This is a genomic window from Phenylobacterium sp. P4_E10, assembly GCF_056401675.1.
This window is the reverse complement of record NZ_JBFUIW010000013.1, coordinates 104953-126343: the sequence shown is the minus strand read 5'-3', so window position 1 is coordinate 126343 and position 21391 is coordinate 104953. Positions and strand designations below refer to the sequence as shown.

General features: G+C 67.6%; 19 protein-coding genes. 10 read left to right on the top strand and 9 right to left on the bottom strand.

The genetic code is table 11. The features are described from left to right. On the top strand, positions 1-194 hold a 194-nt coding region (locus AC1DQJ_RS15865; RefSeq protein WP_477604991.1), incomplete at its 5' end, for a hypothetical protein. On the opposite strand, the gene AC1DQJ_RS15860 is transcribed toward AC1DQJ_RS15865, so the two are convergent. Next, complete coding sequence (locus tag AC1DQJ_RS15860; RefSeq protein ID WP_477604989.1) at positions 191-745, bottom strand: DUF924 family protein; 555 nt, start codon at positions 743-745, stop codon at positions 191-193. The two genes, AC1DQJ_RS15865 and AC1DQJ_RS15860, sit on opposite strands and share 4 nt — an antisense overlap. Before the next feature lie 195 nt (positions 746-940). On the opposite strand from AC1DQJ_RS15860, the gene ilvC reads away from it, so the two are divergent. Both ilvC and AC1DQJ_RS15850 read left to right on the top strand, forming a co-directional pair. Continuing rightward, on the top strand, positions 941-1960 hold the full coding sequence (ilvC, locus tag AC1DQJ_RS15855) for a ketol-acid reductoisomerase (protein ID WP_477604987.1): 1020 nt from the start codon (positions 941-943) through the stop codon (positions 1958-1960). A 138-nt stretch (positions 1961-2098) separates the two neighbouring features. Next, positions 2099-2587: a hypothetical protein gene (locus AC1DQJ_RS15850; RefSeq protein WP_477604985.1), complete on the top strand. Its 489-nt coding sequence runs from the start codon at positions 2099-2101 to the stop codon at positions 2585-2587. 17 nt (positions 2588-2604) lie between these two features. On the opposite strand, the gene AC1DQJ_RS15845 is transcribed toward AC1DQJ_RS15850, so the two are convergent. Beyond that, positions 2605-3297 carry a M23 family metallopeptidase gene (locus AC1DQJ_RS15845; RefSeq protein ID WP_477604983.1) on the bottom strand — a complete coding sequence of 231 codons (693 nt, stop codon included), beginning with the start codon at positions 3295-3297 and terminating at the stop codon, positions 2605-2607. Positions 3298-3500: 203 nt separating this feature from the next. On the opposite strand from AC1DQJ_RS15845, the gene AC1DQJ_RS15840 reads away from it, so the two are divergent. After that, positions 3501-4328 (top strand): acyl-CoA thioesterase, encoded by an 828-nt coding sequence (locus AC1DQJ_RS15840; protein WP_477604981.1) that lies wholly within the window; start codon positions 3501-3503, stop codon positions 4326-4328. Positions 4329-4338: 10 nt separating this feature from the next. Here the strand turns inward: AC1DQJ_RS15840 and AC1DQJ_RS15835 are convergent, their stop codons facing one another. Beyond that, complete coding sequence (locus tag AC1DQJ_RS15835) at positions 4339-7317, bottom strand: carboxypeptidase-like regulatory domain-containing protein (protein ID WP_477604979.1); 2979 nt, start codon at positions 7315-7317, stop codon at positions 4339-4341. Between the two features lie 114 nt (positions 7318-7431). Then, positions 7432-8187: a tRNA1(Val) (adenine(37)-N6)-methyltransferase gene (locus AC1DQJ_RS15830; protein WP_477604977.1), complete on the bottom strand. Its 756-nt coding sequence runs from the start codon at positions 8185-8187 to the stop codon at positions 7432-7434. Between the two features lie 123 nt (positions 8188-8310). Between AC1DQJ_RS15830 and AC1DQJ_RS15825 the strand changes: the two genes are divergently transcribed. Further along, positions 8311-9327, top strand: a complete 1017-nt coding sequence (locus AC1DQJ_RS15825; protein ID WP_477604975.1) for a polyprenyl synthetase family protein — start codon at positions 8311-8313, stop codon at positions 9325-9327. Between the two features lie 70 nt (positions 9328-9397). Here AC1DQJ_RS15825 and fumC read toward each other — a convergent pair whose 3' ends face one another. Next, positions 9398-10789: a class II fumarate hydratase gene (gene fumC / locus AC1DQJ_RS15820; protein ID WP_477604973.1), complete on the bottom strand. Its 1392-nt coding sequence runs from the start codon at positions 10787-10789 to the stop codon at positions 9398-9400. A gap of 83 nt (positions 10790-10872) precedes the next feature. Here fumC and AC1DQJ_RS15815 point away from each other — a divergent pair, with 83 nt between their 5' ends. Beyond that, positions 10873-11262 carry a RusA family crossover junction endodeoxyribonuclease gene (locus AC1DQJ_RS15815; protein WP_477604971.1) on the top strand — a complete coding sequence of 130 codons (390 nt, stop codon included), beginning with the start codon at positions 10873-10875 and terminating at the stop codon, positions 11260-11262. A gap of 70 nt (positions 11263-11332) precedes the next feature. Here AC1DQJ_RS15815 and sciP read toward each other — a convergent pair whose 3' ends face one another. From sciP to AC1DQJ_RS15795, 4 genes are all read right to left on the bottom strand, one after another. After that, positions 11333-11620 (bottom strand): CtrA inhibitor SciP, encoded by a 288-nt coding sequence (gene sciP, locus AC1DQJ_RS15810; protein ID WP_477604969.1) that lies wholly within the window; start codon positions 11618-11620, stop codon positions 11333-11335. Between the two features lie 167 nt (positions 11621-11787). After that, positions 11788-13167, bottom strand: a complete 1380-nt coding sequence (locus tag AC1DQJ_RS15805) for a flagellar hook protein FlgE (RefSeq protein WP_477604967.1) — start codon at positions 13165-13167, stop codon at positions 11788-11790. A 41-nt stretch (positions 13168-13208) separates the two neighbouring features. Then, entirely contained in the window at positions 13209-13967 is a 759-nt protein-coding gene (locus AC1DQJ_RS15800) for a flagellar hook assembly protein FlgD (protein ID WP_477604965.1), read from the bottom strand. Between the two features lie 10 nt (positions 13968-13977). Next, positions 13978-15423 (bottom strand): flagellar hook-length control protein FliK, encoded by a 1446-nt coding sequence (locus tag AC1DQJ_RS15795; protein WP_477604963.1) that lies wholly within the window; start codon positions 15421-15423, stop codon positions 13978-13980. 419 nt (positions 15424-15842) lie between these two features. Here AC1DQJ_RS15795 and flgK point away from each other — a divergent pair, with 419 nt between their 5' ends. The 4 genes from flgK to AC1DQJ_RS15775 all read left to right on the top strand — a co-directional run bounded on the left by flgK (position 15843) and on the right by AC1DQJ_RS15775 (position 21383). Then, positions 15843-17933 carry a flagellar hook-associated protein FlgK gene (flgK, locus tag AC1DQJ_RS15790; protein ID WP_477604961.1) on the top strand — a complete coding sequence of 697 codons (2091 nt, stop codon included), beginning with the start codon at positions 15843-15845 and terminating at the stop codon, positions 17931-17933. A 13-nt stretch (positions 17934-17946) separates the two neighbouring features. After that, positions 17947-18879 (top strand): flagellin, encoded by a 933-nt coding sequence (locus AC1DQJ_RS15785; protein ID WP_477604959.1) that lies wholly within the window; start codon positions 17947-17949, stop codon positions 18877-18879. A gap of 102 nt (positions 18880-18981) precedes the next feature. Next, a complete protein-coding gene (gene mnmA / locus AC1DQJ_RS15780) occupies positions 18982-20139 on the top strand; it encodes a tRNA 2-thiouridine(34) synthase MnmA (protein WP_477604957.1) in 1158 nt (385 codons plus the stop codon). A 59-nt stretch (positions 20140-20198) separates the two neighbouring features. Beyond that, on the top strand, positions 20199-21383 hold the full coding sequence (locus AC1DQJ_RS15775) for an acetyl-CoA C-acyltransferase (protein ID WP_477604955.1): 1185 nt from the start codon (positions 20199-20201) through the stop codon (positions 21381-21383). Positions 21384-21391 lie beyond the last annotated feature (8 nt).

Here is a 21391-nt window from a genome sequence, read left to right as displayed (position 1 = left end):
CGCCGGTCCAGGATCAGAAGCCGGAGGCGCGCCGCGTGAAGATGGTCTGCCGCGCCGAGACGACCACCGGCACTCGCTTCACCAAGCGGATCTGCATGCCGCAGGACGAGTTTGAACGCCGCGCCAGGGTGTCGCAGGAAACAATGGTCGAGATGCAGCGCACCCTCAACACCACCTTCAGCAAGGGCAACTAGCCGGCGAAGCCGCCCTCTTCGAGGAAGGCTTGTTCGTTCGGCGTGGTGGTGCGTCCCAGGCAGGCGTTGCGGTGCGGGAAGCGGCCGAAGCGGACAATGATGTCGCGATGAAGTTCGGCCCAGCGCAGCAACTCCCCGTCGCCGGTCTCGTCCTTGAGCGCCGCGAACAGCCGCACGCACTCGTCCTGGTCGGCCATGTCCTCGGAGTGCTCGTAGGGCAGGTAGAAGAACTGGCGTAGCGACGGGTCGCCGGCTCGGTCGTGGCCGGCGAGGACCGCGGTGCGGGTCACCGCCCGGGCCTTGGGATCTGTGGCGAAGGCGTGGGCTGAGCCGCGGAAGAGGTTGCGGGGAAACTGGTCGAGCAGCAGCAGCAGGGCCAATGCGCCTTCCGGGCTTGCCGCCCATCCGTCGTATTCGCCGCGCGCGGCGGCGTGGTGGACCGGCTCGAAGCGCAGGGCGATGGCTTCGTCGAACTTGGCGTTCTTGGCGAACCACTTTTCCGGCCCCGCGGCCTTCCAGAATCCGACCACATCCATCGGTGTCGCGGCCATGCATTTATCCCTTCGCGATAGCGCCCCTATGTCGGACGACCCTGCGCAGGGTTCAAGCGCCAGGTTTTTCCGACGAAACGCCGCATATGCGGGGCCTTCCCTTGACCTCCGCGCAAAATTCCCCTCCATAGCCCGGCCTTTGCTGCGGCGCCGTTGCGCGGAACCGTGGCTACCTTCGACTTCAGGAGAATGATCATGCGCGTCTACTATGACCGCGACGCCGACCTCGCCCGCATCCTGGACAAGAAGATCGCGATCGTAGGCTATGGCAGCCAAGGTCGCGCGCATGCCCTGAACCTTAAGGATTCGGGCGTGAAGGACGTAGCCGTAGCGCTTCGGCCGGGTTCGGCCACCGCCAAGAAGGTGGAAGCCGACGGCCTGAAGGTGATGACTGTGGCCGACGCCTCGGCCTGGGCCGACGCGATCATGGTGCTGGCGCCCGACGAGCTGCAGCGCGGCATCTACGCCAACGAAATCGCTCCGAACATCAAGGACGGGGCGGCGCTGCTGTTCGCCCACGGCCTGAACGTGCACTTCAACCTGATCGAGCCCAAGGACAGCATCGACGTCCTGATGATCGCGCCGAAGGGCCCGGGTCACACCGTGCGCGGCGAGTATCAGAAGGGCGGCGGCGTGCCGTGCCTGATCGCCATCCATCACAACGCCACCGGCAATGCGCTGGACTTCGGCCTGGCCTACGCCTCGGCCATCGGCGGCGGCCGTTCGGGCGTGATCGAGACCACCTTCCGTGAAGAGTGCGAGACCGACCTGTTCGGCGAACAGGCCGTGCTCTGCGGCGGCCTGGTGGAACTGATCCGCGCCGGCTTCGAGACCCTGGTCGAGGCGGGCTACGCGCCCGAAATGGCCTATTTCGAGTGCCTGCACGAAGTGAAGCTGATCGTCGACCTGATCTACGAAGGCGGCATTTCGAACATGAATTACTCGATCTCGAACACCGCCGAGTACGGCGAGTACGTGACCGGTCCGCGCGTGGTGACCGCCGACACCAAGGCGGAAATGAAGAAGGTGCTGGAGGACATCCAGTCCGGCCGCTTCGTGCGCGACTTCATGCTGGAGAACGAGGCCGGTCAGCCGAGCCTGAAGGCGACCCGTCGCCGCGCCTCCGAGCATCAGATCGAGGAAGTTGGTCAGCGCCTGCGCGCCATGATGCCCTGGATCACCAAGAACAAGCTGGTCGACACCGCCCGCAACTAAGGGCGCTCAGCTTTCAAGACGAGGAAGGCCCGGACTTGATGTCCGGGCCTTTTTTGTTGCGGCGGCTTTGGTCGTGATTTCAGCGCCCTTGGCCGCCGCGATTCGCAACCGATCGGGTCGATGGGGCAGGCTGGGCGAATGCTCGCACTTCTCCTTATGCTCCAGGCCGCGGCGCCTGCCGCAGCCGCCACTGACTGCTCGGCCGCCGAACACCGTCAGCTCGACTTCTGGCTCGGACGTTGGGAGGTGCGCGAGACGAAGTCGGGCGCGCCGGCGGGCGAGAGCGAGATCGCCGTCACCTTCAAGGGATGCGCCTTGCAGGAGACCTTCAAGGGCGTCGACGGGTTCGAGGGCGGCAGCCTGAACCTATGGGACCGCTCGCGGCGCGAATGGGTTCAGTTCGGCTCCGGCTCCACGGGCGCGCGGCGGCTGTTCGCTGGTCGGTGGGACGGCAGCCGGATGAACCTGCTGAGCGAACAACAGCGTGCGGACGCGCCGGTCGTGTTGATCCGAATGAACTTGCAGCCGGCGGCGGACGGCACTGTTCGCCAGTGGTCCGAGAGCTCAGGCGACTACGGCGTCACCTGGCGAATGCGGTACGACTACACCTACCACCGCAAGGAGTAGGGCGTGACCGCCACACCCTAGGCGCCGAAGCGGGTGACGTAGCGCTGGGACAGCACAGCGGTGGCGTCCATGCGCCTCTTGTCGGGCCCCATCAGCTCCAGATGGACATGGTCGGTCATGCCGCCCGGATAGCGCGCCTGCAGGCCGTGAGCCTTGCCGATCTCCTGGCCCAGGCGCAGGACGTCGCCTTCCTTGACCTGCGGGTTCACATAGAAGACGCGGGCCACGTAGTTGATGGCCGGGTTGGTGATCTCGACGAATTTCAGGTCGCTGCCGTCGGCGTAGGCCGAACCGATCTTGGTCACGTAGCCCGAGATGGGGGCGGAAACCGGCTGGCCCTTCTCGGCGATGAAGTCGACGCCCTCATGGCGGCGCGAGCCGCCGTCGCGCGAGGCGCCGAACTCGCCATAGCCGTAGGCGTCGTGCACGCGCGGGTCCTGGCCGGTAGGATTGACGAAGTCGGGCGCGCCGTCACCATCGACATCGGCGCCTTCCCAGACGAGGGTCTTCACGATCTTGCCGGTGGGCGAGGGCTCAAGCGCAATGGCCATCGGCTTGGTGCTGTGGGCCCCGGTGAAGTCCACATGCGCGGCGGCCGCTCCGGCTTGCAGGAAGCCGGCAGCCAGCACGGCGGCCCCAAGGGTCAGCCAGGTCTGGGTCATCCAGAGGTGCACGGGATGGGCGTCAGGCTGCGTCGTGGCGCGCATCATGCGTCGGTCGTCTCCTCGATGCCGGCTTGGCTTGGCCCCGCGCCGCTCATGATCCCCCGCCGGACCCATATGGAGGCTCGTAGCCCGCCACATCATGTGACCGGGTGTCGCTGTCCAAGGCCGCGGTTGGGTGACAAGTGCTTTGGAAATCCGATGACCTCGAAGGTCATCGACGGCCACACGAAGCGTGGCATGCTGGGTAAATGAGCGACACGATGGCCTCCGCCCACTCCCTCGACGCCGCGGTCAGCCTGGAGCCGATCGGCGAAGGCCTGTTCCGCGGGGCGACCTCTCCGGCCTACTGGAACATGGCCGGACCGTTTGGCGGGACGACGGCCGCGATCATGCTGAAGGCCGTGCTGGAGCACCCGCAACGGCGCGGGCGGCCTATCGCCCAGACCGTCAATTTCTGCGCGGCGATCGCCGAGGGGGGCTTCGAGGTGGCCGTGCGGCTGGTGCGCGATGGGCGCTCGACCCAGCACTGGCAGGTGGAGATGCGGCAGGAGGGCGTCGTGGTGACCACCTCCAGTGCGGTGACCGGCGCCGAGCGCGATACCTGGGCCCACCAGCCGGCCGCGCCGCCGAAGGTTGCGACCGCTGACCAAATCCCCGCCCTGGACACCAGCGACCGTGGCGGCTGGCGGGCGCGCTACGAATTCCGCTACGGGCACGGGCAGCCGTTCACGACCGGGGCGAGCGCCGAGGCGCCTGCTGAGGGCCTGGCCCATGCATGGGTTCGCGATGAGCCGCGGCGGCCGCTGGACTTCGTGTCGCTGTCCGCACTCAGCGACACCACCGTGGTGAAGATCGCCCAGGTGCGCGGCGACGTCCCGCCGGTCGCCACGGTGTCGCTGTCGACCTACTTCATGGCCGACGAGGCGGCGCTGGGCCGCCAGGCCAGCCGTTCGCTGCTTTGCGTCAGCGACGTGCGGACGTTCAAGCACGGCTTCAACGACCAGAGCGCCGAACTGTGGTCCGACGACGGCCAATTGCTGGCCGTCTCGCACCAGGTGGTCTGGTTCAAAGGGTAGGCCGGCGGCATTAGCGCGGCAGGTCGAAGCTCGCGGTCTGTTGGCCGTTCTGGCGCAGGATCAGCCGGGTCGGCTGTACGTTGGGGGGCACTTGCGGGAAGACGTAGGTGACCTGGCCCTGTGATTTGGTCAGGTAGAGGGTGGCTCCCAGGTGCTCGCCGCGGGACGCGCCGTAGTAGTTGCCGTCCCAGGAATATTCGACGCCGTTCGCCGCCAACACCGAGAACCGTTGCGGGTCGTGCTGGACGCCGCGGCGGACGTCGCCGTCATTTTTGGCGGTCAGCGTCACCTCGACCCAGCCCAAGGCGGAGCGGGTCACGCGATCCACCTTCATGTCGAGGTAGGCGGTTTGCTGGAAGCCCCCCGAGGACGTAGCACTCTGGCCCGGGGCGCCGATCGCGCTTTCCGATGTCCCGGCCCGGAAACTGTAGCCCTCCGGAGTCATGCGGCTTGAGCCGGAATGCCAGAAGCGGATCTTGGTCTCCTCGCCCGGCGCGATCTGGAAGCCGCTTGGCCGCACCCGCCGCCCGCTCTCGCCCGCATAGTTGTAGGGTCCGGACGCTTCGTTGGTCCGGCCGTCCGCGCCGCGCAGCGTGGCGGCGACGTCGCTCAGCCTCACCGTGGTGGGGACCTTGCTTCGGTTGGTCAGCGACCAGGTGGTTTCCCAATCCCCGCCGCCCTCCTGCTGGGCTGAGACCAACACGACGTCGTAGGGGCCGATGCGGGTCGCCCCGGCGGGCGTGGCCGTCGATCCCGTGCCGCCAGCCGCAGGGGCTGGGGCCGGACGCACGGCGCGGAAGACGCGGGGCGTATTGATCGGCGGATGAACGGAGGCGATTTCGCCCTCGATTCGCGCGCGGTCAGGAGACGCCGTCAGGTCTAACGCAAACCAGGCGCGCGAGGGCGGCTCGTTCGGGCGCTGCAGCACGCCCTGCAGTTTGCCGGCCGTGGGCATCGACAGTTTGAGCGTGTCCATCACCGGCTGTCCTGCCTGCGTGCGGGTCTCGCCCAGCAGCAGTCCGCCTTCATAGCGCAATGTCAGTTCGCCGAAGTTGGTCAGGGCGTAGGTTCCCGCCAGCGCGCGCATGTCCGCCTCGGCGGCGGGCGTCGGGGTCGGATCCACGGGGCCGACGTAGACCGGCATGTAAGGGACGAACGCGGCGTCCCTGGGCGGCAGTCGGACCTCGAACTTGGCGTTGTTGCCGAGGAAGATCTCGAACATCCACCCGCGGGTGGCCTGCTGCACGGACGGCGAGATCGCATAACGAGCCACGAGCTTAGCGGCTTGGCCCGGCGGCACGGTGAAGCCGTCGTACCCAGAGTATTTGACGCCGTTCACATAGAAATCAAAGCGGACGGTCGGTGCGGCGCCGCCGCCGCCCCATCGAAGGATGGCGTTGACCCGGCTGCCGTTCAGCTTGATCGGCGTTTGCGTCTGGTTGGTCAGGTCCGCATAGACCGTCGTCCCATCCTGCCCGTCCCGATGGGACATGCTGGTGACTTGCAACGACCATTCGCCCGAGGTCGCGACCGGCGCGACGATCTTTACGTCCCCGACCACGGCGGCGGGAGGCGGCGTAGGCGTGGGGCCCGGCGTCGGGGTGGGGGCAGGCGTCGGCGTAGGGGCTGGAGCGGGCGCCGGAGCAGGAGCATCGGCCTTTTGCTGGGGCGCGGACTCGCTGGTCGGGCGGGGCGGAAGGGCGATCTCGATCGTGCCCGCGTCGCGCGGTTGTCCGAGGAGCTTGGCCAGCGGCTGCTCGACCGCCGTCACCTTCATAGAGCGAATGCCCGTCTGCTCCTGCTGGGAGATCGGGAACGTCACGCCCACGAGCGCAGACTGACCCGATGCGAGCGACGTCGACGACTTGAGGGGCACCACGGAGCTGATGTACGGCGCGGCTCCCCCTGCGGAGGTCCCCCCGCTGCCGCCCTCCACCTTGGACGAAGGGAAGGTCGTCGAGCGGCCGTTGAGCACGAACCTGAAGGACAACGCGACGACCTGGGGCAGAGGCGAGGTGTTCGTCACACGGGTCCAGACCAGGACCTGGTTCGGCGTCGTCTTGTCGCTGGAGCCCTTGAACGACATCGTCAGGGGCGAGACGCTCCAGCGGCCGACGGTTTGAGGCGTCTGGGGAAGGTCGAAGCGACGCTGATCGATCGGTACGTTGGCGGGCGGGCCCTGATTGCCGCCCGGCGGCGGCGTGGTGCCCGGCGGAGGCGTCGGGTCGGGCGGCGGCGTGTTGCCAGGGGGCGGAGCAGGCGGCGGTTGGGTCCCTGGAGGCGCGGCCTTGACCATCACGCGCATGTGCCGCGTGTCGTAGTACCCGCCGGTGGAGAAGGAGCCGGTGTAGCTCAACGCCCAATTGCTGGTGTTATCCTTGGTGAGCAGGAGGGGTAGTCCGTTGCGCTGGGCCGTCACCACGTAGCTGGTGGGCTTGAAGCCGGTCACGACCCAGCCCTCGCCTGTCTGGCGGACCGTCCGGGTGATCGCCGCGCCGCCGGCGGCTGGCCGGAGGGTGATCTGCGTCCCCGCGAGATCCGAATAGTCGCCGAACGCGGTGCTGACGACGACGATGCCGCCCACCCCGTAAGTGCTGTCGGGGGTCTGCTCGGCGTATTGGATGCGAAGGTTCCGGATCGCCCCGGCGTTGCCGGCGAAGAGCGCCTCGGTGTCCGGCGTCAAGGTGACGGGAATTCCAGCGACGGTCGTCGAGGCGTGGATCGACCAGGTGCCGACCGGCTGTTGAATATTGATGCTGTAGCGGCCGTCCGCACCGGTGGCGGACGTGCGGGATATCGACGTGCCGCCCGGGTTGGACTGGTACCGCGCCGTAACCTCCACGCCCCCCAGAGCTGTGCCGTTCTCATCGACAACCTTGCCCTGGACGTAACCAGCAGTCTGCGCGGTCGCGCTGCCGGCGACCCCGCTGACGATGGCCACGGCGGCCACCGATGCGAGCCAGGCTGGGCTGGCGCTGAAGGAACGCATTCAGATCTCCACGATGGCGTCTCGAGGCGACCAGAATATCGTGTGGCCATATGGCGGTTCGTCTTTGCGACGAACGCCGTGGAGGTCTCGCCGGAGTCGCGGAACTGCAGCCGCTCAGGCCCAGGGCAGGTCGGACTCGCCGCGCAGGATCGCCTCGGCCTCGGCCGTGTGCTTGGCGCCGACCCTTGGATGCAGCACCAGGGCGGGCAATAGCTGCAGGGGCGCCTTTCCGGTCTTGAGCGCGCGGACCAGCACGCGCTTGGCCGGGGCGTCGGCGTGCGAGTGGATCGGGCGGACCTGGAACGACCCGGCCTTGGGCGCCAGCAGGGCGAGGATGTCGGCCAGCCGGTCGGCGCGGTGGACCAGGGTGATCGAGCCGCCCTCACGTACGGCCTTGAGCAGAAACCCTGTCCAGGCGGCCAAGCCGCCGTCGGCCATCCAGGCGCCGCGCTTGGCTGGAGCCGGCGCGCGCAAGGCGCCCGCATCGTCGAAGAACGGCGGATTGGACATCACGGCGTCGAACGGCGGCAGGCCGAGGGTCTTGAAGGGCAGGGCCACGTCGCCCTCAACGATGCTTACCCGGGCAGCGAGGCCGTTGGCCTCGGCGTTGGCGCGGGCCAGTTCGGCGGCGGCCGGATCGCGCTCCAAGCCGAGGAAGTCGGTCCCGGGCCTGCGGACCGCGGCGGCGAGCAGGGCGCCGCCCGGGCCGCATCCCGCCTCGAGCACCCGCACGCCATCGGCGGCGTCGCAGGCGGCCGCCAGCAGGGCGGCGTCCATGCCGGCGCGGTAGCCCCCTACAGCCTGGCGTAGCAGGATGCGCCCTCCCAGCAGGCGATCCTCTGAAATTGCTGGCTCTATCAGGTCTGACACTGGTTCCATTTGCGCTGAAGGACGGCTAAGCCCGCCTTGACCCTGGTCTATCGCGTGACCATTGTCCCCCGCAAACGGCGGCCCGGTCACGGCCGTCGTCGAAAGCCTTGGAGTTTCGGTATTTTGGACGCCGCTAGCGCCGCCATCGCCCGCGAAAAGCCCGTCTCGATCGACGGCCTCCTTGAGCTCGCGAAACCCGACATGGCCAAGGTGGACGCCCTGATCCGCGACCGGATGATGAGCCCCGTCTCAGTGATCCCGGCGCTGGCCGAACATCTGATCGGCGGCTCGGCAAAGCGCCTGCGGCCGCTGCTGACCATCGCGGCGGCCCGCGTGTCTGGCGCGCAAGACGACGCCTGCATCAAGCTGGCCGCCGCCGTCGAGTTCATCCACACCGCGACCCTGCTGCACGACGACGTGGTCGATTCCTCGCAGCTGCGCCGCGGCAAGGTCGCCGCCCACTTGATCTGGGGCGCTCCGGCCAGCGTGCTGGTCGGCGATTTCCTGTTCGCCCGCGCCTTCGAGCTGATGGTCGAGGCCGGCTCGATGCACGCGCTGGAGATCCTGGCCCGCGCCAGCCGCGTCATCGCCGAAGGCGAAGTGCTGCAGCTGACCCGCGCCCACGACTTGAACCTGAGCCAAGACCTCTATCTTGAGATCATCAAGGCCAAGACCGCCGAGCTGTTCGCCGCCGCCGCCGAGGCCGGGGCGGTGTCGGCCGGCGCCAGCCCGCAGCGCCGCGAGGCCCTGCGCCGCTTCGGTCAGGACCTGGGCCTGGCCTTCCAGCTGGTCGACGACGCCTTGGACTACAGCGGCGAGGCCGCCACGCTGGGCAAGAACGCCGGCGACGACTTCCGCGAAGGCAAGGCGACGCTGCCGCTGTTGCTGACCATCGCCAAGACCGGCGCCGCCGAGAAGCCGTTCTGGGACCGCACGGTCGGCCGCCGCGAGCAGACCGACGAGGACTTCCAGCGGGCGCGCGAACTAGTCGCCAGCACTGGCGCGGCCGCCGCGACCCTGGATCTGGCCGCCGACTATGCGGTCGCTGCCAAGGCGCAGCTCGGGGATTTCGCCGCCAACAACAGCTGGCGCCCGGCGATGGAAGATCTGGCGGACTTCGCAGTTCAGCGGCAAGCCTGAGGCCGATCGGAAGCCGGAATCAAAAAGGCCGCCCCGAGGGGCGGCCTTTTCGTTGTTGGGGCTCGGCCGATCAGCCCGGGCTGATCATCTTTTCCGGGCGCACGACTTCATCGAACTCGGCATCGGTGACGTAGCCGCCGCCGACCGCTTCCTCGCGCAGGGTGGTGCCGTTCTTGTGAGCGGTCTTGGCGATCTTGGCGGCGTTGTCGTAGCCGATCTTCGGCGCCAGAGCCGTGACCAGCATCAGCGAGCGATCCAGCGCAGCCTTGATGTTGTCCTCGCGGGCCTCGATTCCGGCCACGCAGTTGTCGGTGAACGAGATCGAGGCGTCGGCCAGCAGGCGGCAGGACTGCAGGAAGTTGTAGGCCATCACCGGGTTGAAGACGTTCAGCTCGAAGTGGCCCGAGGCGCCGGCGAAGGTGAGGGTGGCGTTGTTGCCGAACACCTGGGTGCAGACCATGGTCAGAGCCTCGCACTGGGTCGGGTTGACCTTGCCCGGCATGATCGACGAGCCCGGCTCGTTCTCCGGCAGCGACAGTTCGCCCAGGCCCGAACGCGGACCCGAGCCCAGGAAGCGGATGTCGTTGGCGATCTTGAACAGCGAGCCGGCCATGGTGTTGATCGCGCCGTGGCTGAAGACCATGGCGTCGTGGGCGGCCAGGGCCTCGAACTTGTTCGGCGCGGTGATGAACGGCAGGCGGGTGATCTCGGCGATCTTTTGAGCCACCAACTCAGCAAAGCCGACCGGGGCGTTGAGGCCGGTGCCGACGGCGGTGCCGCCCTGCGCGAGCTCATAGAGGCCGGCGAGGGTGTCCTTGATCCGGCGTACGCCGTTGGCGACCTGCTGCGAGTAGCCGGAGAACTCCTGGCCAAGGGTCAGCGGGGTGGCGTCCTGGGTGTGGGTCCGGCCGATCTTGATGATGTGGTCGAAGTCCTTGACCTTGACCTTGAGGGCCGCATGCAGGTGCTCCAGCGCCGGCATCAGCTCCTTGGCCACCTGCTCGGCGCAGGCGATGTGCATGGCCGTCGGATAGGTGTCGTTCGACGACTGGCTCATATTGACGTGGTCGTTGGGGTGGACCGGCTTCTTGGAGCCCATCTCGCCGCCCAGCATCTCGATGGCGCGGTTCGAGATCACCTCGTTGGCGTTCATGTTCGACTGTGTGCCCGAGCCGGTCTGCCAGACCACCAGCGGGAAGTGGTCGTCGAGCTTGCCGTCAATAACTTCCTGCGCGGCCGCGACGATGGCGGCGCCGATCGCGGGGTCCAGGCGGCCGAGTTCCATATTGGCTTCGGCGGCGGCGCGCTTGACGATGCCCAGGGCGCGGACGATCGGGCGGGGTTGCTTTTCCCAGCCAATCTTGAAGTTGCCGATCGAGCGCTGGGACTGGGCGCCCCAATAGACGTTGGTCGCGACCTCGATGGGTCCGAAGGTGTCGGTTTCGGTGCGGGTCGCGGTCATCTCTTGAAGGCTCCGATTGGTTCGCAGCGCCGGTTTAACGAACGGGCGCGAGACTGCAAGGCGCGCACGGATTATGGACGACTATGGACGATAGCTGGACGCAACACGGCAAGGTGCGCGCACGCGAGATCGGCGGCGTGGTCGAGGTCGTGGTCGATGGTTTGACCACCCAGGCGCGCTACTACAAGCCGCTGATCTACGAGTTCTTCCGCAAGGCCTGGCGCGGTTCGCGGCCGACCTGGGGCGAATTCTCCGTCGAGATCATCATGGAGTATGTCGGCGACCCGCCGTGGATCGACCTGGACAACCTGGCCAAGGCGATCCTCGACGCCATCAAGGGCTACGCGTTCCACGACGACGCCCAGGTCACCCGGCTGCTGGTCGAGCGCCGCGCCGGAGAGCGCGAGCGGATCGCGGTCACCGTGCGCAAGGTCTCGGACGTGAACCTGCTGGGCGCGCCCTATCAGCGCTGAAACGAAAACGACCGCGCCGGGGAAGCGGCGCGGTCGCAATTCGCTAGACCCCTGCTGAAGGGGCGGTGGGTCAGCGGTACTGCTGAATGCGCGTGGTGCGCAGTCCGGCCAGGCCGTGACGATCGATCGATTTCTGCCAGGCGAGGAATTCCTCGTTGGTCAGCGAGTAGCGTTCGCACGCTTCGTCCAGGGTCAGCAGGCCGCCGCGCACCGCGGCGACAACCTCGGCCTTGCGACGGATCACCCACCGACCAGTGTCCGGCGGCGGCAGATCACTAAGCGTCAAAGGCGCACCCGTCGGGCCGATGACATAGGCCTCGCCGCGGCTGTTCGTGCGCGTCTGTTGTTGCTGCAACATGGCTTTACGCCTTTCCGACCATCACTGTTCAGCCGCGAACGTAGCCGACACGACATAACAGCCGGTGAATCACGATAGTAAACAAATCCTTGATCATGATTTCCCGGTGTTCGCTTTTGATACAGTCTAAGTCGTCGGTCGATGTTAAGAGTGTTTAACGTCAGGTATTACCTCTTAATATTTATCAACTCCTCAAGCATCTGATCCGCCGTCGTGATGATCTTTGAGGATGCTGAATAGGCTTTCTGTGTAGTGATGAGGCCGGTGAACTCTGCCGACAGGTCAACGGTCGAGGCTTCCAGCGTACCGGCAGCAATTTCGCCGGCTCCGCCAATGCCCGGCTGCTTGATCACGAACTCGCCCGAAGGAATGGTCGGCCGATAGGCATTGCCGCTGACCGGCGCCAGGCCATCAGGATTGGCGAAAGACGCCAGGCCGATCTTGGCGATCTTGCGAACTTCAGAGTTGTCGAAGATGGCGGAGACGACGCCGTCTTCGCCGACCTCAACGCCTACGACGTTACCGACGTTGGCGCCGTCCGGGTTCGAGGAGCGCAGGGTCGAGGGCGAGGCGTATTGGTAGACCTTGCTCCAGTCCAAGGCGATGTTGGAGGCCTCGATGCCCAGGCTGTCGGCCCAACGCGGGGTGGTGGCGGTGCCGGAGGCGCCGAGGCTGATGCTGGCAGTCGGGCCGAAGAGGGTGGTGCCGGCCGCGGCAAGATCCAACTCGCCGTTGGCTGTGAACTGGATGTTGCCGGACTGGATCAGGCCGTTGGTCGCGCCGCTGATGTCGCTGGCCGGCACGGCGTACATTTCGGCCTTCCAGAGGTTCGGCGTCACGTTGTCCTTGATGAGGGCGACGGCGACCTTGTGGGTGGCGCCGACCGAATCGATGATGTTCATCTCAAAGGTGAAGTCGGGCTGCGTGCCTGTGGCCGCGTTCTGGTTCACCGCCCAGTCGGCCATCTCGCCGACCACATAGCCCGCGTTCTTGGCCGCGTCGGCGGTCTGGGCCTTGTTGAGGTTGGCGTTGACCACCACGTTGCTGGTCGCGCGCACCGCCGCGCCGAGGTTTTTCACATTGATGGATTCCATCAAGCCCAGGTCGGACGGGTTCGCATCGAACGTGCCGTCGTCCTGCACCGGCCAGCCCTGCAGGTAGAGCTTGGCGTCGTTGACCAGGTAGCCGTCGGCGTCGACGCTGAACGAACCCGAGCGGGTGAACACGCGCTCATCGTTGGGCGTCAGCGTGCCGCCCTTGGTCGCCACGACGAAGAAGCCGTCGCCGGAGATGCCGAGATCGGTCGGCGAGGTGGCGCTCTGGATCAGGCCCTGCTGGCTGACGAACTGGCGGGTCACCGCCTGCACGCCGCCGGCCGAGTAGCGGCCCTTCACCGCCTGGGCGGTGACGACGTTGGCGAAGTTCACCTGGTTGCGCTTGTAGGCGGTGGTGTTGACGTTGGCGATGTTGTCGGAGATCGCCGCCAGGGCCGACGAGTTGGAGATTAGCCCCGAAACGCCGGAGAGCATGGCGCTGTTGATGCTCATGGTGTCTGCCTTCCTTTACGTATGCTGTGCCGGCGCGCCGATCAGGCGGCCACTTCGGACTGAGGATCTTCCTCGTCCGGGTTGTTGGTGTTGTCGGTCGGATCGGTGGTGTCGTTTGCAGCGGCCTTCGGCGCTTCCGCGATCGAGGTCACCTTCTCCCAGCCGACCTGGACGCCGTTGACCGTGATCAGGGTCTTGCCGTCGACCTGCTCGACGCCGGTGACGACGCCCTTGATGAAGTTGGTCGCCGGGACTGTCGCCCCGGCTGAGTCCTTGGCGGTGATGCGCAGGATATAAGTGCCGCCATTGGGCATCTGAGCGCCGGTGCGGTCCTTGCCGTTCCATTCGAACTTGTGGTCGCCGGCCTTGAGGTCGTCGCCGGTCGGCTTGACGACTTGCACGACCTTGCCGAGCTCATTGAGCACTTCGATCGTGACGTCGGTCGCTTCGCGGTCGAGCTTGTAGTTCCACTCTGCCTTGCCGGCGTTCAGCTTGGCGTAGTCATCAAGCGCGCGAACCTCGCGGCCCAGTAGACTGACCGAAGTCTGGATGCCGGAGCTCGAGTTGGTCACCAACTTCCCCAGCAGGTCGTTGGTCAGCAGTTGCTGCTCGACGCCGGTCATCTGGACCAGCTGCTGAGTGAACTGGGTGGCGTCCATCGGCGACAGCGGATCCTGGTTCTTGATCTGCGCGGTCAGCAGATTCATGAAGGTCTCGTAGCTGTCGGCCATACGGGTGCGGCCCGTGGCGGTGGCCCCGGTGCTCGTACCTGCGGCTGCGGCGGTCGCATCAACGGCCATGGCGTTTCCCCTAGATCCGGATGTCGACGCCGGCATCGGACCGGCGGGCGTATTGAAGGGCGGCGCTGGCCGCGGTCTCAGCGGCCTCGCCGGCGGTGCCGAGCACCGCGTGGAAAGCCCGGCCGCGCCAGGCGGCGCCGTCGTTCTGCTGTTGCTGCTGCTGGGCCTGGCGGCCCTGGTCGCCGGCGACGTCGAAGGAGAGGCCGCCGGAGATGTCGAAGCCGGCCTGTTCCAGGGCCCGCTGCAGTTCGTGCGAACGGGCGCGCAGTTCGGCCGCCGCCTGCGGGGTGTCGAAGGACATGGCTGCGGTCATCTTGCCGCTGGCCGCGATCTCGACCGCAATGTTGACCTGTCCGAGCCCGGCGGGGGTCAGCTCAACGTCGAATTTCGTCGACCGGCCTTCCAGCTTCTTGCCGATCTGGGCGGTGAGGTTGGCGATCGTCTCGGAGGTGGCGCGAACCGGCGGACCGTGCGGGGCGGACGCGGCGTGCGCATGGGCCGTGGCCGAGGCCTGAGGCGGGAGCTGGAAGTCAGGGCTGTCCGCGGCCGGCGCGTCAGGCTTGGCCTCGCGAGCGGCGGGCGCGGCGACAGTCTCGGCCTCGAGAGCCGAAGCCGGCTCGGCGGCGGTCTCGACGCCCTGGGCCTGGGCGACTGCGGTCGGCAGGACGGAGTCGTCCGCAACGGGCGCGGCGGCCGCGTCAGTTCCGGTCTTGCGTGAAGCGTCGGCGTGCCGCGTCGCGCGCGGCGCGGCGTGCGGCTGAAGCGAAGGGGCTTCGGCCTCGGCCTCAGGCTCTGCGGCAAGGACGGCGGCTTCAGCCAGCGCCAGGCCCGATTGGTCGGCGGGCGCTTGTGGCGCTTCGGCCGGAGCGGCCTGCACCTGCGGCTGCGGCGCGGACGGCTGAAGCTGCTTGGGCTGAGCCTTTGTCGGCTGCGCGGCCGGCCTCGGCGCGTCGGCGGTCTTGTCTTCGGGGAGACCGGGGAGCTTGGGGGCGAGGTCGGCGACTTCGGTGGCGTCGCCGGTCGGCGCGGCCAGATTGGTCTGGTCGGCGGCGGCCTGGTCGGCGGTCAGCGGCGGCGTGGCGAAAGCGGGCGCGGCGTCCGTTGGGGCGGGCGTATCAGTCTTACCGCCCCCGAAGGCGGCATCGGCGGCGGCGACCGCGACGGCCACGGCGGCCACGGGGGCTGGCGTCGTGATCAGCATCGCGGCCAGGGCCAGAGGATCGGTCGGGGCGGTCTTGTCTTCGAGGTCGGACTTGGCCGGCTTGTCGCCCGCAGCCTCCGCATGGTCGCCGGCGGCGTCGCCGAACAGGCCCGCGGCCGCTTCGACGCCCTGTCCGCCGAAGAAAGCGGCCAGCAGAGCTTCGAAACCGCCCAGGGCGCCTTGGCCGGCATTGCCTGCGGCGGCGCCCCCGGTGATCGGGGCGGTGATCGGCAAATTGAACAGAGGCGCTGTCATGGCTTCCGATGGGTCCGCCCAGCGTTCGCCGGGCTTTCTCGATGGGAGCGCTTCTGCGCCACGTACATTCGACGGGTTCAGAGCAACCTTCGCGCCAACTCAAAAAACCCAGGAAAAATAAGGGAAAATGGCCGAGTGGCCCAACGCATGGCGCCCCCTCCCGGGGCCATTTTTGCCGAGCCGAAGCTGTACGATGGGTCGTCCCTGCCGCCCTGCCAGCTAGCTTTGGCGCCGGGGTCGGAAACGCGCGCCGCGATCTTGGCGCCGGTCTTGCGCCATCGAATCCAGCCTCGACGGCGTCCAGAACGGACATCGTTGAAATAATTGGATTTTTGCATGGCCCCCGCGCGGACGTTCACCATCATCCCGGCAGATTTGGCCGGGTCGCGCGTCAGGCTTTGCCGGGCGGAGGGTAAACCGTGTCACTGACGGCCACGCTGAAGACCGCGGCGTCGGGGCTCAACGCAGCCCAGATGAACCTGCGCGTAACGTCCGACAACATCGCCAACGTCAACACGTCCGGATACGTCCGCAAGCGCGTTGATCAGGCGCCGCTGGTGGTCGGCGGGCAGGGGATGGGCGTCGACATCCAGGGGGTGCGCCGGGTCACCGACCAGTACCTGCAGCTCGCGACCCTGACGGCCCAGTCCGACTCCAGCCGCTGGGGCGCGGTCTCGCAGTATCTGGACAACGCCCAGGCGCTGTTCGGCGATCCATCGAGCGAAAGCTTCTACTTCTCGCGGCTGGACGACATCTTCACCGCCTTCGGGGCCGCGGCCGACGATCCCTCGTCCAGCCTGCTGCGCAGCCAGGCGATCTCGAATGTCGAGGACTTCCTGGCCGAGACCTCGCGGATCAATGCGCAGTTCGCTGAACTCGGCGAAACCGTTGATGCGCGAATTTCGGCCGACATCGATCGGACCAACGACCTCCTGGGTCAGATCAACCGCCTGAACGCCGACATCAGCCGGGCCAAGCTCACCAACGGGGACGCGTCCGGCTCGGAGAACATCCAGAGCCAGCTGCTCGATGAGCTGTCGACGCTGATGAACGTGCAGGTGACGCTCCGGACCAATGGCGGGGTTACCGTCCGCTCCGCCGAGGGCCTGCTGCTGGCGGGCGACGGCAAGGCCGCCACCCTGACCTATAACCGCACCGATCCGACCAAGGGCTACATCGCGGTCGAACCGGAGACCCCGGGCGGCTTCGCCCAGCCGATTCAGATCCTGGGCGGCGAGATCCGCGGCCTGATGGACCTGCGCGACACCTCGCTGCCGGGCATGGCCGACCAACTGGGCGAGTTCATCTCGCGCGGGGTCGAGCAGATCAACGCCGCCCACAACAAGGCCACCTCCGCGCCGCCGCCGAAGGTTCTGAACGGCCGCGACACCGGCCTTGACCTGCCGACCGCGGTCGGCGGCTTCACGGGCAAGACCACCATCGCGGTGCTCGATAAGAACGGGATCGTCCAGCACAAGGTCGACGTCGACTTCGACGCGATGACGATGACGCCGGGCGGCGCCTTCACCTCCGCCAACTTCCTGACCGGCCTCAACACAGCGCTCGGCGGCACGGCCACCGCCAGCTTCAGCAACGGCGCGCTGAGCCTGACCGGGACTGGCGACAACCGCATCGCCATCGACGAAGGCACGTCGATGAAGTCGGGCCGCGCCTTCTCACACTTCTTCGGTCTGAACGACCTGGTCCGCTCGGACGGCATGATCAGCTACGAGACGGGGCTGAAGACCACCGATCCGCATGGCTTCACCGCCGGCGACACGATCAGCTTCCGACTGGCCCAGGCCGACGGAAAGCCGATCCGCGACGTGTCGATCGCGGTGCCGGCCGGCGCGACCATGGCCGACCTGCTGACCGCCCTCAACGACCCGGCTACCGGCGTCGGCCTGAACGGGCAGTTCTCGCTCGACGCCAAGGGCGGACTGACCTTCGCCGGAACGCCGCCGACGAACGCGACCTTATCGGTCACGCAGGACCAGACCTCGCGCGGGGCCGGCGGCCCTTCGATGAGCCAGCTGTTCGGCCTGGGGGTCATCGAGCGTAACGCCCGCGCCGGCCGACTGCATGTGGACGCCACGATCTCGCAAGACCCGATGAAGCTCGGCCTGGCGACCCTCGATCTCACGGTGGCGGCCGGCAAGCCGGCGGTGACCGCGGGCGACGGGCGCGGCGCCCGGATCCTGGCGGCCGCCGGCGACGTCACCACCGACTTCGCGGCGGCCGGCGCGCTCGGCAAGGTGTCGATGACGCTCACCCGCTACGCGGCGGAGTTCGGCGGCTCGATCGGTCGGCAAGCCCAAGCGGCCAGCACCCGCATGACCTCGTCCGAGGCCGTGGCCAACGAGGCCATGGGGCGCCGTCAGTCGGTCGAGGGCGTGAACGTCGACGAGGAACTCGTCAATCTCACCACTTATCAACAGGCCTTCAACGCTTCTGCCCGCATGATCCAGGCGGCCAAGGAGCTGTTCGACGTCCTGACGAACATGATCTAGCGGAGGCCGGGCAATGTATCGCGTCACCACGAACGGCAACTACAACCTCGTCCTCTCGAACATCATGCTCGCCCAGCAGAAGCAGATGGAGGCGGGCGACCGCGTCGCGACCCAGAAGAACGGGTCGAACCTCAAGGAGTATTCGCGCAGCGCCGAAATGCTGACCGCGATGCGTTCCGTCGAGGCGCGCCTGGGCGGCTATCTCGATCAGAACAAGATGATCGCCGACAAGCTGACCACCCAGGACTTCTCGCTGACCCAGCTGGGTGACGCCGCGGCCTCGACCAAGCAGGCCATCGAGGAGGCGATCGCGACCGGGCGCACCGACACGCTGATGCAGGAGATCGAGGCCCAGTTCCGCAACTCCATCGCGGCGATGAACTCGCGCTACGGCGGCAAGTACCTGTTCGGGGGCGGCAAGATCGACACCCAGCCGGTCAGCGCGCAGGCGCTGTCGGATCTGACCGATCCCCTGACGCCGCTGATCTCCGACTTCTTCCACAACGACGACTTCATCACCGAGCACAAGGTCGACGACGCGACCACGGTGAAGGCCGGTCTGCTGGCCGACAAGATGGGCACGGCCTTGATGGCCGCCTACAAGACCATGCAGGCCTTTGAAGAAGGCGGCAGCGGCCCGTTCGGCGGCAACCTCACCGACGCGCAGCGGACGTTCCTCGAAAGCCAGCTCTCGGTGTGGGACACCGTCGGCAGCGACCTGATCGACATCACCGCCCGCAACGGCATGATCCAGGCGCGGGTCGACGGGGTGAGGGAAGACCTAGTCACCCGTCAAAACAGCCTGAAGGGTATGATCGGCGACATCGTCGACGCCGACATGCCGGTCGCGTCGGTGGAGCTGGAAAAGGCCACGATCGCGCTGAACGCCTCGACCCAGGTATTCATCACCCTGCGGGACTCTTCACTGTTGAACGCCCTGAAATAGCGGCCGGAATGACCAGCGTGGCGGTCGCCGAAGCCGGCTTCCACTAGGGGCTGCCACGCCGTGGCCTCGCAAAGTCGGCCCTTAGCCGCTACATAGCGGCCCATGAACGCGCTTTTCGCAGATGCGGCCGTGGAAGCCGCGCGTGCCGCCGTAGGCCTGAAGCCCGGGACGCGGGTGATTGCGGCAATGTCCGGCGGGGTCGACTCCACCGTCACTGCCGCCCTGCTGGCGCGCGCCGGCTACGATGTGGTGGGCGTCACTCTGCAGCTCTACGATCACGGGGCGGCGATCCAGAAGAAGGGCGCCTGCTGCGCGGGCCAGGACATCCACGACGCGCGCACGGCGGCCGACATGATCGGCATCCCGCACTACGTGCTGGACTACGAAAGCCGCTTCAAACAGCAGGTCATCGAGGACTTCGCGGACGCCTATCTGCGCGGCGAGACGCCGGTGCCCTGCATTCGGTGCAACCAGACCGTCAAGTTCCGCGACCTGCTGGACGTGGCGCGCGATCTTGGCGCCGAGGCGATGGCGACCGGACACTATGTCCAGCGCGCCGAGGCGCCGGGCGGCCCGCAGCTGCTGCGGGCCCATGACCCGGCCCGCGACCAGAGCTACTTCCTGTTCGCGACCACCCGCGACCAGCTCGACTTCCTGCGCTTCCCGCTGGGTGGCCTGCCCAAGCCGGAAGTGCGGCGCGTGGCCGCCGAGCTCGGCCTGGCGGCGGCCGACAAGCCCGACAGTCAGGACATCTGCTTCGTGCCGGAAGGCCGCTACACGACCATCATCGACCGGCTGCGCCCGCATGGGGCTGAGGCGGGCGACGTGGTGCACATGGACGGCCGGATACTGGGTCGCCACGAGGGCGTGACCCGCTACACGATCGGCCAGCGCCGCGGCCTCAACATCGCGGTCGGCGATCCGCTGTTCGTGGTGAAGATCGACGCCGACAAGCGCCAGGTCATCGTCGGGCCGCGCGAGGCGCTGCTGACCCGCGCCCTGACCTTGAAAGAAACCAACTGGCTGGGCGAGGGCGACGAGATGGCCGCCGCCGCCGGGCGCCCGGTGTTGGCCCGCGTGCGCTCTACCCGCGAGCCTGTGCCGGGAAAGCTGGCCGTGCAAAACGGCCTGGTCGCGGTCGTGCTCGACACTCCGGAAGAGGGTGTGGCGCCGGGGCAGGCCTGCGTGCTCTACGCGCCGGAACAGCCTGATCGGGTGCTGGGCGGCGGCTTCATCGCCGGCGCCGAGCGCGCCGAATAGCGCAGGGCGAGCACAAGTTTGCCCTCCCCACCGGCGCGGGGAGCAATTATATCCTCGGTATGACCCATGATCCCGTCGTCATCGCCTCCTACGCTCGCACCCCGATGGGGGGCTTCCAGGGCTCGCTCAGCGCCGTAAAGGCCACCGAACTCGGGGCGGCCGCAGTTCGCGCCGCCGTCGAGCGCGCGGGAGTCTCGCCCGAGGCGGTCGAGCAGATCTTCATGGGCTGCGTGCTGCCGGCCGGGCTCGGCCAGGCCCCGGCTCGCCAGGCGGCGCTGGGAGCGGGTCTGCCCAAGTCGGTCGAGGCGACCACCGTCAACAAGATGTGCGGCTCGGGCATGCAGGCCGCGATCATGGCGCACGACGCGCTGGCGGCCGGCAGCGCCGACATCATCGTCGCCGGCGGCATGGAGAGCATGACCGGCGCGCCGTACCTGCTGAGCAAACACCGCGGCGGCGCCCGGATCGGCCACGACACCGCTTTCGACCACATGTACCTGGACGGGCTGGAAGACGCCTATGAGCCGGGCCGGCTGATGGGCTCGTTCGCCGACGAGACGGCTCGCGCCTATCAGTTCACGCGCGAGGCGATGGACGAGTTCGCGATTTCCTCCCTGGCTCGCGCCAAGGCGGCGACCGAGAGCGGCGGGTTCGCCCGCGAAATCGTCCCGGTGCAGGTGACCAGCCGCAAGGGGACTGAGACGGTCAGCCAGGACGAGCAGCCGCTGAAGGCCGATCCGGCCAAGATCCCGACCCTGAAGCCGGCCTTCGGCAAGGACGGGGCGATCACGGCGGCCAACGCTTCTTCGATTTCCGACGGGGCCGCGGCCCTGGTCATGACCCGCGCCTCGGTGGCCGAGAAGCTTGGGTTGAAGGTGGTGGCGCGGGTGGTGGCCCATGCGGCCCACGCCCATGAGCCGGCCCAATTCGCGACCGCCCCGGTCCCCGCCATGCAGAAGCTGCTTAAGAAGGCCGGCTGGAGCGTCGACGAGGTCGACCTGTTCGAGGTCAACGAAGCCTTCGCGGTGGTGGCGATGATCGCCGAGCGCGAACTGGGCATCGATCGCGCCAGGCTGAACGTCAACGGCGGGGCGTGCGCGCTCGGTCATCCGATCGGCGCCAGCGGCGCACGCATCCTGGCGACCCTGATCTCGGCGCTGGAAGCTCGCGGGGGCAAGCGCGGCGTCGCCAGCCTGTGCATTGGCGGCGGCGAAGCCACGGCGATGGCGGTGGAACTGGTCTAGCCTCTAGC

Excerpts from the sequence above, each read along its gene's own strand:
- AC1DQJ_RS15860 (WP_477604989.1), bottom strand. The coding sequence starts at position 745 with ATGGCCGCGACACCGATGGATGTGGTCGGATTCTGGAAGGCCGCGGGG.
- ilvC (WP_477604987.1), top strand. The coding sequence starts at position 941 with ATGCGCGTCTACTATGACCGCGACGCCGACCTCGCCCGCATCCTGGAC.
- AC1DQJ_RS15850 (WP_477604985.1), top strand. The coding sequence starts at position 2,099 with ATGCTCGCACTTCTCCTTATGCTCCAGGCCGCGGCGCCTGCCGCAGCC.
- AC1DQJ_RS15845 (WP_477604983.1), bottom strand. The coding sequence starts at position 3,297 with ATGATGCGCGCCACGACGCAGCCTGACGCCCATCCCGTGCACCTCTGG.
- AC1DQJ_RS15840 (WP_477604981.1), top strand. The coding sequence starts at position 3,501 with ATGAGCGACACGATGGCCTCCGCCCACTCCCTCGACGCCGCGGTCAGC.
- AC1DQJ_RS15835 (WP_477604979.1), bottom strand. The coding sequence starts at position 7,317 with ATGCGTTCCTTCAGCGCCAGCCCAGCCTGGCTCGCATCGGTGGCCGCC.
- fumC (WP_477604973.1), bottom strand. The coding sequence starts at position 10,789 with ATGACCGCGACCCGCACCGAAACCGACACCTTCGGACCCATCGAGGTC.
- AC1DQJ_RS15815 (WP_477604971.1), top strand. The coding sequence starts at position 10,873 with ATGGACGATAGCTGGACGCAACACGGCAAGGTGCGCGCACGCGAGATC.
- sciP (WP_477604969.1), bottom strand. The coding sequence starts at position 11,620 with ATGTTGCAGCAACAACAGACGCGCACGAACAGCCGCGGCGAGGCCTAT.
- AC1DQJ_RS15805 (WP_477604967.1), bottom strand. The coding sequence starts at position 13,167 with ATGAGCATCAACAGCGCCATGCTCTCCGGCGTTTCGGGGCTAATCTCC.
- AC1DQJ_RS15800 (WP_477604965.1), bottom strand. The coding sequence starts at position 13,967 with ATGGCCGTTGATGCGACCGCCGCAGCCGCAGGTACGAGCACCGGGGCC.
- AC1DQJ_RS15795 (WP_477604963.1), bottom strand. The coding sequence starts at position 15,423 with ATGACAGCGCCTCTGTTCAATTTGCCGATCACCGCCCCGATCACCGGG.
- AC1DQJ_RS15785 (WP_477604959.1), top strand. The coding sequence starts at position 17,947 with ATGTATCGCGTCACCACGAACGGCAACTACAACCTCGTCCTCTCGAAC.
- mnmA (WP_477604957.1), top strand. The coding sequence starts at position 18,982 with ATGAACGCGCTTTTCGCAGATGCGGCCGTGGAAGCCGCGCGTGCCGCC.
- AC1DQJ_RS15775 (WP_477604955.1), top strand. The coding sequence starts at position 20,199 with ATGACCCATGATCCCGTCGTCATCGCCTCCTACGCTCGCACCCCGATG.